Annotated in this window: 1 protein-coding gene; it reads right to left on the bottom strand. The window is 65.9% G+C overall.

The window, feature by feature from the left end; all coding sequences use genetic code 11:
- Positions 1-3: 3 nt before the first annotated feature.
- Positions 4-15126, bottom strand: coding sequence for a hemagglutinin repeat-containing protein (locus AC5P88_RS10315; protein ID WP_495224972.1), 15123 nt, complete (start codon positions 15124-15126; stop codon positions 4-6).
- Between the last annotated feature and the right edge of the window lie 92 nt (positions 15127-15218).

Genomic DNA, 15218 nt, shown 5'->3' with positions numbered 1-15218 from the left:
TCATCAATTCCTGCTATAAACATTAAGCTGTATTCTCGGATACCGGGCCCGAAACTGCAATATTACACTGGAACAACTAGCACATGCCTTCAACTCAGTAAAAAGATCGATCCTACCAACGGCAGAAGGATTATCTCCCAATGATCTTGCAACATTTTCAAGAATCTTGAACTCACCATCGACATCTCTCAGGAAAGCATTCTTTCCGTCAACCTTACCCCATGCGCCAACACTCAGAGGCTTGAATACGGTCTCTCCTTCAGGGGCAGCAACAAAGCCCGCTTCTCCTTCAGCATAACGACTGAAAGCACGGAGTTCGGACGGCAGCCCCGCAATATCAACGTTCGCAACGGCGATGTTTCCCTTGTCCTGCAACTCTAGAGGTAGAGTGGCGCGCAAGTCGGAGGCGCGTCCAGCCAGCGATTGCTGGATTTCCGGGGCCGTGGAGTTGGACAAATATCTGGAAAAGTTGCCCTGATTCGCGCTAGACCCTGCCTGCTCACCAAGCAACTCTCCTGTCCCGCGCACCAACCCGCCTGACGTAGCTCCAGCAGCGCCAATTTGAGTCAGGGCATACAGCAGCTCTGCCACATCTGGCGAAATTCCAGCCGCTTGGAATGCCTGCCCGCCCCAAGTCGCAGCGGGCTTACCCGTGAACAACGTACTGGTCCCGGCCACTGCGTTGTCATAGCCGCTTGCGATCAAAAAACCTGCGCCTACACAGCTTATTATCGACGCGCACGATGGTGATATCGCAATACCACCAGCCGCCTGCGCTGCTCCGCCAATAGCCTGCAGACCTCCGAATGCACGCACTCCCGCCTGATTTCTTGAGCCCCAGTCAAACAGGTAGTCCGCAAAAGCATAGTCAAACAGTTGTCCTTGGGTTGCCACTCCATTGCCCGCCGTGTACAGATAGCCCGGCTGCACCTGCACCTTCAGCCACTGCCGATCGTCCAGCGCCTCCGGGCTCGAGCCCAACGCTTCGATGGCTGTCCATTCGGACCTCTCAACACTGCCTTCCGCGAACCCAGCCGAACATTTAACGAGAGCACACGCTGCTGCTGTGAGCTCAGCTTCACGAACGACGTCGCCGTTGCTCAACTCCTTGATACGGGCCAGCTCTACTGTGTTTAGAAGTCGATTGTTATCCACAGCATTTTTGCTGATTCCCATGCTGAGAGAGATCTGTGCAAGGTCCCCACCCGCCAGCGCTCCAACCGCCTGAGAAAGCACCGAAATTGTTTCTTTGTCTGCATAAGGGAAAGCCTTCATCAGCACACCTGCGGCAATCTCTCCGCCCGCTCCAGCCAGCGCCCCCCCTGATGCCGAACCGCCATTGAGCTCCGCCAGGACAGCACCAAGCAGCGCGTGTGACAGTGCCTGGGCTACGGCATTGGGATCGCTACCATGGCCTGTGTCGAATTTTTCTCCGATCAACTGCGCCGCGTAGGGAGCAAGCGCATTGCCCACAATTTGGCTGGCGCCCTGACCGGACGTGCCGCCAACAAGAGCCGTAGTGACGGCGACCAAAGCCCGGCTGTAGTCCCCGCCGATCCCCCACTGGAGCTGGGATCTATAGAAGTTGCGGTAGTCTGCACTATGGCTGAGGACGTAATTTTGCTTTCCCTCCGCGTCAAGTGCTTGGAAGTCGGCAAGATCCTGTCCCTCAAGTGTTTCCACAAAGCCGTCATAGGCCTTCTCAGCACCGGTCTGAGCACGCGAGGCAAGGTCTCCGGAAATCTGCTGGCTCGTAGAAAGTACCGTCCCCGCCGCAGCCGCCATCGCCTGCTGATCCGCCAGCAGCTTGCTCGCATCCGGCAATGCGTCCAGTGCACGATGCGCTCCACTTGCGTCGGTATTGATGCCCAGCTCAGCCGCCGACGTCTGTTTGCCTCCGATGGTGATGTTGCCCTCGGTCAAGGTGGCAAGGGTGGAGCTGCTGTCGCTGCCCTTTTCCATCATCGGCAGGCCCGGACCACCTCGGGGTGAGGCAGTTCCTGGCTTGGGCGTCCAGCCATCCATCTCCCCGCCCGCACCACCACTGATGCTGCCGGAGCTGGCCGCGTAGTCCATGTGGTTCTGCAGGTCAGTGAATGTCAGCGAGCCCGCAGTCAGTTCACTGTTGCCCGCATGGGTGCTGGCAATCGCACCGCCCACCAGATTCACGTGGCCGGCGTCGACGTGGTACCCGCCATTGCCGGCAAACAGGCCGCTCTGCTGGCCAACCCCCTGATAGCTGCCGCTGGCCTTGCCTGCACTGGCATACCCGTCGGCATTCCACGCGGTACCGAACGACACCTGCACGCGGCCACCTACCTGGCTGTTCTTGGACATGCTCTCGGCGACGTCCTGCAGCGATTCGATGGTCAGCGTGCCACCGGTCTTGACGTCGATGCGGTCGGCGGTGGCGGTCGCACCGCGAAGGGTGGTATCGCCCTCGGCCTTCATCGAGATGTTCTTGCCGGTCAGCGTGGTGTTCTGCCAGGTGCTGCTCTCGGCATTGGACTTGCTGCTGCCCACACTCGCTTCGGCATAGACGTACACGCCGGTCTGCGCACCCACCGCAACACCCACGCCGACTTCGGCGCCGGCATTGCTGCTCTTGCTGCGGTCGGCCACATGCGCCTTGCCCGCTTCCAGCAGGATATCGCCGGCCGAATCCAGACTGAGCGTGTTGCCTGCACTAAGATTGCCCTGCACCACGTGGATGTCGCCACCGGTACTGGTCAGGTTGACGTTGCCGCCGCCCTGGATGGTGGAACCACGCGAAACCTGGCTGCTGCCGTCGGCACTGCTGCTGGAAGTCTTGAAGCCCACTCCCGCTTCCGCACTGAGCAGCGTGCCACCACCAGCGCCCTTGGCCATGCCTGCGATCGCACTGGCCGACTGGTAGGCATTGGCGCCGGCGGCCAGGCCCTGCATCTGCTGCAGGCGACCGTCGGACTTGCGCGCGGCATCGACGTTGTTGAGCAGATCGATCAACGGCGATTTGACCCGCGCGAAGGCACCGATCTTCAGGTCCTTGTCGCTCTGCGAGTAGTGACCACTCTCGTCGGCGGTCAGCAGTTCGATCTCGGCGGCAGTGATGTTCACGTCCTTGGCCGCGATCACGTTGCTGGCAGTCTGCGTGTACTTTCCACCCGCGGTGAGGTTGACGCTGCCTCCCAGGCTGCCAACGGTGCTGGCCACCTGCGAAACCTGCGCGCTGTCATCGCGATGCTGCTCGCGATGCCAGCCGGAGAACTTCTCGGTATCGGAGATCTGCACGGTGCCGATCGCCTTGCTGTCCGAGCGGTTGGCATTGCTGACCGTGTCCTGCCCGCTACGGATCGTCAGGTCGCCCGCAGCGCGGATATTGACGTCCTTCTCGGCGGCGATGTTGGCGGCGGTCAGGCGGATATCACCCTCGGTGGTGGCCATGCGCACGCCTCCACCCACCGACAGCTGGGTACCGGTGATGGTGTCGCTCTGTCCGGCGCCATCGCTGCGTGAGTTGTTGGTGCCGAACGGCAGGCCTGCCGAGTTGGTGGCGATACCCCAGCCCTTGCCACGACTGTCGCTGCCGCTGCGCTCGGTGTTGTGCGCCACGTCGAACACGATGTCCTTGGTAGCCAGCAGCGCGGCCTCACCCTCGGCCGACATCTGCGCACCTTCGCTGGTGATCGAGCCGCCATTGGCGATCAACGTGAGATTGCCTCCCGCATTGAGATTGCTGACCCGGGCGTCACTGGTGGAGTGGCTCTGGTTGCTGTTCGAGCGCTGGCTGCCGGCCGTGATCGCCGGCAGCACGGCCGCCGACACGCCGGCCGCCACGCCTTCAGCGGTACGCGTGATCCGGCCCATCATCGTGCCACTGTCGGCCATGCCTTCGGTGGCGTTGTCGCGTGCGGTGCGGTACGCCTTGGCCGGGTCGTAGGTGACGCCCACCGAGAACCCGCTGGACTTGCTCGACTGGCTGGCCTGGGTGTCCACTGTGTCCTGGCGGGCGAGCAGGTTGATGTCCTTGCCAACCAGGGTCAGGTCCTTGCCTGCGGCCACATCGGATGCGGCGATCGTCAGCTGGTTACCGGCGTTGATCAGCACACTGCCTTCGCGCGAGGCGATGGCCGAGCCGACCTGGGTGGTTGACTGCTCGGCAGAACTGCTGCTGTTCTTCGAGCTGCCGTAGCCGATCGAAGCGGTTCCATTGGAGAAGCCACCGGTGAAGCCGGACTTCTTCCTGCTCTCGCTGGACTCGCTGCTGTGATGGTCTTCCGCAGAAGTGATCAGTACATTGTTGCCCGCACCGAGGACCACTGTGCCGGTGGCGTCAACCACCGCGCCTACGGCGGTCAGATCGCGGCCGGCGGTGACGCTCACGCTCTCGCCCATCAAGCCGGTGCCAATGGCGTAGCTGTCGCTACTCTCGGCATGGCGGGTGGTGGTGGTGCTCGACAGGGTTTTCTTTTTCTTGTCGTAGCTGTCCAGGCTGAAGTCATGCGTTTCGTTGGCCGAAAGCAGGTTGACGTCGCGACCGGCCGCCACGCTCAGCGTGCCATCCGAGCTGGCGACCTGGGTTGCAGTCAGGTTGATATCGCGGTTCGCCCTCAGCACTACATTGTCGCCAGCCTGCAACTGGCTGCCACGCACGGTCTCGTCACTCTGGCTGATCTGCAGCGAACTGCGCTTGCCACCGGCACTGAAATCACTGCTGCGGCTGTCCACCAGCACCTGGCTGTTGATGTCACCACCGGCCTGCAGGGCCATGCCGCCATCGGTCTTGATGCGGGTTGCGGCCAGGTTGATGTCCTTGCCCGCGGCCAGCACCACATCGCCAGCACCCTCAATCGACGTCACCGCATGCGTGGTCTGGCTGTTGCTGGTGTGGTTGCGGCTGTCGTGGTTCAGCGCACTGCTCTGGCCCAGCGTCTGCGCACCCAGGTCCAGGTTGCCACCAGCAACCAGCTGGGTGATGCCGTGGGTGCCGGCATTGCGGATCTCCGCTGCCTTGAGGCCGATATCACCGCCGGCCACCACCGACAGCACGCCATCGCCACCGGGGTTGGTGACATACAGGCCGGCCACGCGATCCAGCGTTGTCTTCTGCTGCGACAGGCGATCGCCCTGGTCCTTCCATTCCGTGGTGGTCGAGGCCACGGTGATGTTGCCACCGGCCTTCAATGCAATGGCATCGGAAGCCTTGACGGTACTGCCGATGATGTCGATGTCCTGGCGCGCCGACAGGCCCACCTGCGCACCGCTGATCTGGCCGCCAGACAGGTTGCGGATGTTGCCGGCATCGATGCTGACCAGCTGCCGGCCGGCAATCGTGCCGCTGTTGACCAGGTCGCCGCGCAGCTTGACGTCCACCTCCGCACCGGCCAGCAATGCGCCGTCGTTGCCAAGGTCGCCCGGCATCACCCGCAGGTAGACCTGCGGCACCAGCGCGCGCACCACCGAGCCGTCGGCCAGGGTAACGTCCTTTTCCACCAGCCAGACGATGTCGCTGGTCAGGCGTGCCATCTGCTCGGCCGTCAGCGCCACGCCGGGGCGCAGGCCCCATTCGCTGGCGACCGTGGCACCGGCCTCCAGCAGCGCGCGGTACTGCTCTTCGTCGCTGGCGTGCCCGGTAAGGAAGCGACGGCCGGTGAGTTCGCCGATCTGCTCGCGCACCAGCTTCTGCTCGTAGAAGCCATCGCCCAGGCGCTTCTGCGTCTGCGAGGGCTCGAAGCCTGCGCGCTGCAGCAGGTAATCCGAGCTGAGCCAATCACGATAGCTGGCGAAGCGCGGGTCGGTTTCCACGATGTGGTTGCCGCGGTTGGCGTCCACATTGAACAGGCTGGCGGTGGGCGCACTGGCATTCGGGTTGGTGGTGACCACCACGCGTGGATCAGCACCGGTTGTCGTTGTGGCCTGCTTGCCATCCACCGCGGCATTGCCACCACTGCCGGCATGCTCTCCGGCGCGCACCGCCGCCGGGCCGTTGGCATTGGCCTGCCCGGCCTGGGCGGCGCTGATGTCCTGCGCCGTGCCAGCGCCCGCCCCGGCATTGCCGGCCTGGCCGGGGCCCTGTGCACCCGCCGCGTCTGCCCGCACGCCGTCGGCCTGGGCTACCGCCTGCTGATGGCCGCCGTTGGCCCCCTGCGCCGCGCCAGCGGTGCCCGGCCCCTGCGCGTCCACGCTGCCCGCACCCTGGCCCGTGCTCTGGCCGGGCCCCTGCACGCTGCCCGCGCCGGGACCGACCGCACCTGCACCACGGCCGCTGGTATCCAGCTGCGCGGTGCCCTTGCCACCACCGGCGTTGGGGTTGCTGCCCCCGTTGTTGTCGTTGCGCAGGTTGCCGACATCGATGGTGAGCTTGCCACCGGCGGTTATCGACGAACCCAGCGCACCGGTCTTCTCGGTGATCGGTGCCGCCTTCCAGCGGCTGGAGGAGCCACCGTAGGTGATGGACTGGTTGTCGAAGGTGCTGGTACGGGTCAGCTGCTCGGCAGCATTGATCACCTCGGACTGATCGCGGTTCAGGCCGACAATGGCCAGGTCGCGACCCGCGGCGATGTTGGCGAAACGGTTCTCCAGCCGATCGGTGCTGATCCGCATGTTGCCGCCCGCGTTGATCACGGCGTTGTTGCCTGCCGAAACCACCACGTCTTCCACGGTGGTGCGGGTGGCAATGCGGGTCTTCTCGTTGCCGCTGGTCTCCTGCGGGTGACGCTGCATGTTGATCAGCGTCGCGTCCGGATTGTCATAGTCCGGATAGGTGATGAGCTGCACGCAGGTGGTGGTACAGGTGCCGTAGGCGTTGTTGTACCGGAGTGTATCGGTCACGTACTCGATCGGCGGCGAACCCGGACCACGGGTCGCCAGATCGCGGAAGGGATCTTCCGCGCCCGCGCCGAGCTGATCGGGATTGTTGCGGTTGTCGGCACGGCCGACGTAATAGATCGTGACGGTGCCGTCCTGTACGTTCAGGCGTTCACGTGACGCGCGTGCGCCATGCACGCCACCGCGGGCGAACGCATAGGCGCTGGTGTTGCTGGACAGCCGGATCACCGCTTTGCGGATCTGCTGGCCATCCGGAGTGACGTAGGGGGTGTCTTCGAGGATGTCCGCCGGATTGAGGTAGTAGATCTCATACGGCTGGTAATTCGAGGTAGCGCGGAAATCCCGGTTGTTGTTGTTGGCGTTCTTGAACCAGCCGGGTTGTTCCAGCCGCACCGGTGCATGCACGGTGGTGACCTTCTCCACCACCACGTTCTCGCGGATGTTGTTCACCGCCAGCGCGGACAGGTCCAGGTTGCCGCTGACCTCGATGGTGGAGCCGATGTTGTCGACCTTCTGCGCGCTGCCTACCGCGCCCAGACCGTTCAGGGCACCGCCGATGGCGGCGTCGCCATCGCTGAAGATCAGGCTCTTGCCGCTGTTGGTCAGCGTGCCGACGCCAAGGTCCAGGCGCTGGCGTGCAGCGATGGTACCTGCACGGTCCACGCCACCGATGTTGGCTGCCACGTTGTTGAGCGAGCCCGCCTGGATGGCGACGCGGTCACCGTAGATGCGGCCGCTGCCGATGTTGTCGACGGTCGCAGCGGTGATATGGGTGACGTTGCCGTCCAGCAGGCCGTAGTTGACCAGTGCGCCGCCCGCTGCAAGGCGGGTCAGGCCGATGCTGCTGATCTCGCCGGTGGAGGCGTTGGTGATGTTGCCCGCATTGATGTTGACGTTGGCGCCGGCCAGCTTGCCGGTGTTGTCCAGGTTGCCCTGGATGGACAGGCTCAGCGTGCCGTTGGCCACCATCTCGCCACGGTTGGTGTGGCTCTGTCCCAGCTCCAGGGTCATGTCACCCTGCGACATCAGCCGGCCGTCACCGATGATCTCGCGGGTGCGGAGGGTCTGCTGCCTGCCGGCCACCAGGGTGCCGCCGCTGTTGACCAGGGTATCGGCGCGGACGTCGGAGCCCAGCGCCGCCGACACCAGGCCACCGCTGTTGTCCAGGCGTTGGTTCACCTGCAGCACGAGGTTGTCGGCAATCACCTGGCCGTTCTGGTTGTCCAGGTTGCTGGTGGTTACCTGCAGGGTCTTGCCCTGCAGCCCCAGCGCAGGACCATTGCCCGGGCTGAGCGTATTGCGGTTGTCGACATGGCCGGCCTGCAGGTCGAGGCGGCCGGTCGCGGCCACCAGGCCGCCACTGTTGAGCAGCGCACCCTGCAAGCCGATGTCGGCATTGCCGCCGGCGGTCACACTGCCACCGGTATTGGCCAGCTGCTGCGCGCGCAGCAGCAGGTCGGCCGCACTCACCAGTGAGCCGCCGCCACTGTTGTCGATGTTGGTGGCCTGCACGTCGGCACCGGCCTTGGCGGACACCGCGCCACCACGGTTGTCGAGATCGCCGCTGCGGATCTGCAGCGTGCCGCTGCTGACGATGCCGTTGCCATTGGAACTGGCATTGATCAGCCGCTGTCCGGCGGTGCTGATGCTGAGGGCTGCCGCCGACTGCAGCAGGCCGCCGGTGTTGTCCAGGGCACCGCTGCGCAGCTCTGCGTTTCCGGAAAGGCTGGCAATGATGCCGCTGCGGTTGTCCAGCGCCTGGACACGGGTATCCAGCTGCAGGTCGTTGGCGATGATCCGGCCACTGTTGTTGTTCAGGCCGCTGGCCGAGACCTGCAGGTGCTTACCAGCTTGGACCAGGCCGCCCTGGTTGCGCAGCGCATCGGCGCTGGTCAGCTGCATGTCCTGACCAGCAGCCACGGTGCCACCGTCGTTGTTGATGGACTGAGCCTCGGCCAGCAGTGCGCCTCCGGCGGACAGGGTGCCCTTGTCGCTGTTGTCGAGCAGGCCGTCGACGCGCACGGTCAATGCGCTGTTGCCATCGCTGTGTACGATGCCGCCGCGATTGTCGAACGCGCCTGCTGTGAGGGTAGCGTCTCCTGTGGTCAGGATGCGGCCACCGTGATTCTCCAGCGCGTGGGTGATCGCCAGGGTGCTGCTACCGCCGCCGGCAGCCTGGATCGTGCCCCGGTTGTTGAGCAGCTGCGCGCTGCGCAGATCCAGCGCACCATTGCCGGCAAGCGTGCCACCGCTGTTGTCCAGCCTGTTGCGCGCGGACACCTTCAATGCATCGCTGCCGGAGGCGATGATCGAACCGCCCGCGTTGAGCAACGTGCCGGTATCGACCGCGATGCGGGTCGCGGACAGCGTGCCATCACGCAGGTCGGTGGCCTCGCCGGTCAACTGCAGGGCGCCATTGCTGAGCAGCTTGCCGCCCTGGCCATTCAAGGTGTGCGCGTTGATGGCCAGCATGCCGGTGCCAGCCTGCTGCACGGTGCCGCCGGCATTGGCGAACACTGCACTGGTCAGTGTCAGGTCACCATTGCTGGCGATCAGGCCGTTGCCGCCATTGTCCAGGGACGTGGCGGCGTGCACGGTGCTGGCCTGCGTGCCCGTCGCCAGAATCCTGCCGTTCTGGTTGTCGAAGCGCTCGGCGTTGAGGGTGAAGTGATCGGCATTGATCGTGGCACCGCGATGGTCCACGTTCACTGCATCCAGCTGCAGTGCGCCTGCCGTGGCGATGCTTCCGCCGGCCCCGTCCATCTGGTTGGCCTGTACGGTCAGCACGCCCTTGCCTGCATGGACGATGCTACCCGCGGCGTTGACCAGCTGCCCGGCATCGACACGCAGGTTGCCGGCATTGCTGGCGAGGGTGCCGCCACCGTTGTTGAATCGGCCGGTGACGGTGACCCGGCTGTCGGACGTACCCGCCGAACTCAACGTACCGCCTGCATTCGACAGCGAACCGGCGTTGATCTGCTGCGCGCCGTTGGCGGCGATGGTACCGCCGTCATTGCCCAGTGCGCCGCGCACCTGCAGCGACATCGCCTGGTTGCCGGTGGCGGTCAGCGTACCCGCCGTGTTGTCCAGCTGGCCGGCCTCGACGCTGACCTGCTGCGCAGCCGTGGTGCCCGCACTCAGATCGACGGTTTCGCCCTTCAGTTGCAGCTCACCATTGCTGACGATGCGGCCGGCGTGACCCTGCAGCGTGGTGGCATCGATCAGCAGCAGGCCGTCACCCGCCTGCTCGATGCTGCCGGTGCGGTTGTCCAGCGAAGCCGCTGCCAGCTGCATGCCCGTGCCGCTGGCAATGACGCCCTTGTTGCTGTTGTCGAGCAGGCCATCGGCCTTTACCACCAGGCGTGCAGCGCTGTGCAGCGTGCCGCCCTGGTTGTCGATGCTGCCGGAGGTGATGCCGAGCCCACCATTGGCCAGGATACGGCCGCCGCGGTTGTTGAGGTCCTGGCCGATGATCAGCTGGCTGGCCGCTGTACCCGCGGACTGCAGCGTACCGCCAGCGTTGATCAGCGCGGCGCTGCGCAGATCCAGCCCGCCATTGCTGGACACGGTGCCGCCGCTGTTGTCGATGCGTTCGCGCGCGCTCAGCCGCAGCATGTCACTGCCGGTAGCGGTGAGCGTGCCGCCGGCGGTGATCAGGGTGCCGGTATCCACCTCGATCCGCTTGGCCGAGGTGACACCCGCCCGCAGGTCGGCGGTGGTGCCCTTGAGCAGCAGGCTGCCATTGCTGACCAGCGTGCCGCCCGTACCGTTGAGCGTTCCAGCATTGATCGACAGCACGCCTTCGCCAGCGTGCTGCACGGTACCGTCGGCATTGCCGAACACCGCCGCCTGGATGTCCAGGTCGCCATTGCTGGCCAGCAGGCCACCCTCACCGTTGTCCAGGCTGCCGACCACGTCGATCCGGCTGCCCTCCGCACCAGTCGCCATGACCTTGCCGGCCCGGTTGTCGAAGGACTGTGCGTCCAGCGCAATGCGCTCGGCCTGCAGGGTGGCGCCGCGATGGTCCACGCTGCCCGCCTGCAGGGTGATGCCCCCTGCGCTGGCGATGGTGCCGCCCTGGCCATCCAGTTGCCCGGTGCTCAGCAGCAGGCCCTGGCGGCCGGCATGGCTGAGCGTGCCCTTGACGTTGGCCATGCTGCCGGCGTCGATCTTCAGCGCCGCACCATTGCTGGCCAGCATGCCGTTGCTGTTGTCGAACAGGCCGTCGATGCGCAGCTCAGTGGAGGCGCTGCCGGCCGAACTGAGCGTGCCGCCACGGTTGGAGAGCTCACCGGCTTCGATGTGCTGGGCACCGTTGCTGGCAATGGTGCCGGCGTCGTTGGCCAACCGGCCGCTGACCTGCAGCGCCAGCGTCCCGCTGCCGGTGGCGCGCAGCGCACCCGCACTGTTGTCCAGGCTGCCGGCCACGATGTCGAGCTGCTCAGCCGCCACGGTACCGCCGCGCAGGTCCAACGACCCGCCCTGCAGAGACAGCGCGCGGGCGGCACCGATGGTGCCGCCCTGCCCTGACAATGTTTCCGCCTCGATGTGCAGGTTGCCGTTGGCAGAGATCGAGCCGCTGCGGTTCTCCAGCTGTGCAGCCCGGATCGCAGAGGCCGCTTCACCGGCTGCAATCAGCTTGCCATGGTCGTTGACGAAGCGCCCCGCGCGCACGTCGATGGCGCCATTGCTGCCCAGCGTTCCGCCGGTGTTATCGAGCAGGCTGCGGGCCTGCAGCTGAAGGGGCTGGGCGCCCAGCGCGCTCAACTGACCACCTGCCGTGATCACGCTGTCACCATCGATACTGATGCGTTGCGCCGTCGTGGTGCCGTCGCGCAGATCGAGGCTGTCGCCCTGCAGGTCCAGCGAACCATTGCTGAGCAGGGTGCCACCGGCACCGGTCAGGTCCTGCGTGGTGATGGCCAGGCTGCCGGAGCCGGCCTGCTGCACGGTTCCCCCGGCATTGCCGAAGGTGCGCGCATGGATGTCCAGGTTGCCGTTGCTGGCGAGGGTGCCGCCATTGCCATTGTCCAGCGTGCCCTGCACGCGCAGCGTATTGCTGCCGGTGCCAGTGGCGACGATGCGTCCGCCCCGGTTGTTCCACCCGGCTGCCGTGATGTCCAGTTGCGTGGCGGTCAGCGACGCGCCCTGGTGATCGACCTCGGCCGCGGTGAGCTGCAGTGCGCTGGCGGTGGCGATCTGTCCCTTCGCCCCGTCCAGGCGCCCGGTGTCGATGACCAGGCCGGCGGTACCTGCATGGCTGAGCGTGCCACCTGCGTTGATCAGGGTGCCGCTCTGCAGCTGCAGGTTGCCAGCATTGCTGGCAATGCTGCCGCCGCTGTTGTCGAGCGTGCCGTCGACCCGGATCTGCGACGCCGCGGTACCGGCCGAGTTGAGCGCGCCACCGCGGTTGGACAGCGCACCCGCATGGATCTGCTGGGCGCCGTTGGCACTGATGCTGCCGCCGTCGTTACGCAGCAGGCCCTGCACCTGCAGCTGCATCGCATTTTGGCCCAGTGACAGCAGGCTGCCGCCACTGGTGTCCAGCCCGGCAGCGTCGATCTTTACGTCACGGGCGCGGGTGCTGCCCTTCTGCAGGTCCAGCTGCTGCCCGCTCAACTGCAGCTGGCCGTTGCTGGCGATGCTGCCATCGGTCCCCTGCACGGAGGTCGCGTCGATCTTCAGCGTGCCGGTGCCGGCGTGGTCGATGCTGCCGCCCTCGTTCAGCAGGCCATCGGCCGTGATGTCCAGGTCGCCATTGCCGGACAGCAGGCCGCGCTGGTTCTGCAGCCGCTGGCTGGCATGGATGCGGCTGGTGCCGGTGCCTGCGGCGATCAGTTTGCCGCCATCGTTGATGACGGTGCCGCCGTTGATGTCCAGCGCACCATTGGCGCCCACGGTACCGCCACTGTTGTCCAGGGTGCGCGCTACCTGCAGGCGCAACGCATCACTGCCAGTCGAGGTCAGCGTGCCGCCAGCGGTGGTCAGGTCGCCGGCACGCACATCGATGCGCTGTGCAGCGGTGGTGCCATTGCGCAGGTTGAGGGTATCGCCGTGCAGCTGCAGGGTACCGTTGCTGAGCACGGTGCCGCCCTGGCCCTGCAGGTTGGCGGTAGTGATGCGCAGGTTGCCGGTACCCGCCTGCTGCACGGTACCTGCGGCATTGCCAAAGGATGCTGCGTCGATCTGCAGGTCGGCATTGCTGGCCAGCAGGCCACCGTCGCTGTTGTCCAGATGATTACGCACGCTGAGCGTGCTGGCCTGCTGGCCGGTGGACAGCACGCGGCCGCCACGGTTGTCGAAGTCCTGTGCCGTCAGCTCGAGCTGGCGGGCGACCAGCTGCGCGCCGCGGTGGTCGGCACGGCCCAGCAGCAGGTCTGCCGCGCCTGCGGTAGCGATGCTGCCCTGTACACCCTCCAGTACCTCCGCATGCAGCTGCAGGCCCTCGCTGCCAGCGTGGCTGATGCTGCCGCGCGTGTTGACCAGGGTGCCGATGTCCAGATCCAGGCGCGTGGCATTGCTGGAAATGCTGCCCTCGCTGTTGTCGAGCTGGCCGATCGTCCAGGTCGTCGCGGCGCTGCCACCGTGGGCAAGGCTGCCGCCGCGGTTGAGCGCCGACTGCGCCTTCAACTCGAAGCCACGGGCGAAGGTCATGCGGCCGCCGCTGTTGTCCAGCTGCTGCACCTGCGCGCTGGCCGCACCCTGGACCTGCAGGGTGCCGCGCATGTTGCGCAGCGCCTGTCCCTGCACCTGCAGGGTACTGGCGCCCAGCGTACCGTCGCTGTTGTCGAGGCTGTTGCGGGCGCTGAGCTGCAGGTCACCGCTGGCTTCAATGCGGCCACCATCGTTGCTCAGGGTTCCGGCGATGTTGAGCATGCCGGTTGCCAGGGGCGGGAGCGGCGTGACCGGCGGGGTGCCGGTGCCCGGAGAGCCGGTGCCCGGGGTACCCGTGCCGGGCGTGCCGGTGCCCGGATTGCCCGTACCCGGCGTCCCGTTTCCGGGCGTACCGGTGCCAGGCGGGGTACCGGTGCCGGTACCCGGCGAGACGCTGGCCACGTTGCCGATGCGGCCCTGCAGATTGCTGACATCGGCCGCCTGCAGCTGCAGCGCCTGCGTTCCGAGCTGTTCAATGCTGCCGCCACGATTGCGCAGCGCATCGGCGTTCACTTCGATGCGGCGCGCATTGAGCGTGCCACCACTATTGTCGACGTCTACCGGGGTATGCACGCGCAGCTCGCGCTCGGCACTGAGCGTGCCGGCATTGGCAATCCCGCCGCTGGCGTCGATGCGGGTGTCCTGCTGCGCATGCATCGCGCCAACATTCTCCAGCCGGCCATCGGCGGTGACCACCAGTTCACCGGCCTGCGCGCCGATCTTGCCGGCGTTGCGCACGCCCACGCCGTGTTCGTTGCCGACCAGCCAGATCCGATTGGCGTACATGCCGCCCAGTGCGCCCACGTCCAGCGCGAAGACGGGCGCCGCCGAAGTCGGCTTCTGCGCCTGGACACTGCTGTGATCGGCACTGACCACGTTGCTTCCCAGGCTGGCCTGCAGCTGGTTGGCCCAGATGCCGGCGTTGACCTGCAACGAACGGGTGATGATGTCGGTGTAGTCGGCGCGACTGGTATCCAGGCCTGCGCCACCGACTCCGATGCTGCCGCCTTCCACGCGATACCCGTCCAGCACGCCATTGGTGACGATCGGCGTACCGGTGGTGAGGGTCACCCGGCTGGCGTTGAGGAAGCCCGCGCCATTGACCTGGATGCCGGCCGGGTTGGCGATTACCACCTGCGCCCGCGCGCCCGCGACCTCCACGTAGCCATTGAGGTGGCTGGGGTTGCTGCTGTTGACCTCGTTGAGGATGACACGCGCGGTACCGGTGGCCAGCCACGGATTGCCCTGCACCCAGCCACCCAGCTGGGTCTGCACGTCGCCGCGCGAGTTGTTGAGGATGACACCCTGCTGGCCGACGTCGAACTGCTGGTAGGTGTTGCGCGACACACCGCCGGCGCTGGGCGTGGTGATGTTCACCTGCGGCGTGCCGTTGGCCGAGGTGATCACCGTCGGGCGCTGGTTTGCCGGTGCGCCGGGGTCGGCGGCAATACGGCCGGGATCGGCCGGCGCCTGCTGCGCGGACAGCGGCTGCACCAATCCCACCCAGCCCAGCACCAGCCAGAGCGCGAAACTGATCGGCCGCAGGGTGCCGACGGTATTGCCGCCGCGGTGGTCTACCCCGCCGTGCGCAGCGTTGACCAGCTCGGAGGCGACCTGCATGACGCCGAGCGTACGGTTGAAGACCAGACGGTAGACTTTGTTCACGGCGCTGATTCCTTTCGGTGCTGTTGGGTTGTATGCGCAGCAGGCTGCGCGGTACCGCATCGTGTTGGCCGCGCAGGGGACTGCGCAGGCCG

Source organism: Stenotrophomonas sp. YJH_SMC_8, assembly GCF_059371315.1.
The sequence above is the reverse complement of the archived record's forward strand: the minus strand, read 5'-3'. Positions and strand labels throughout refer to the sequence as shown.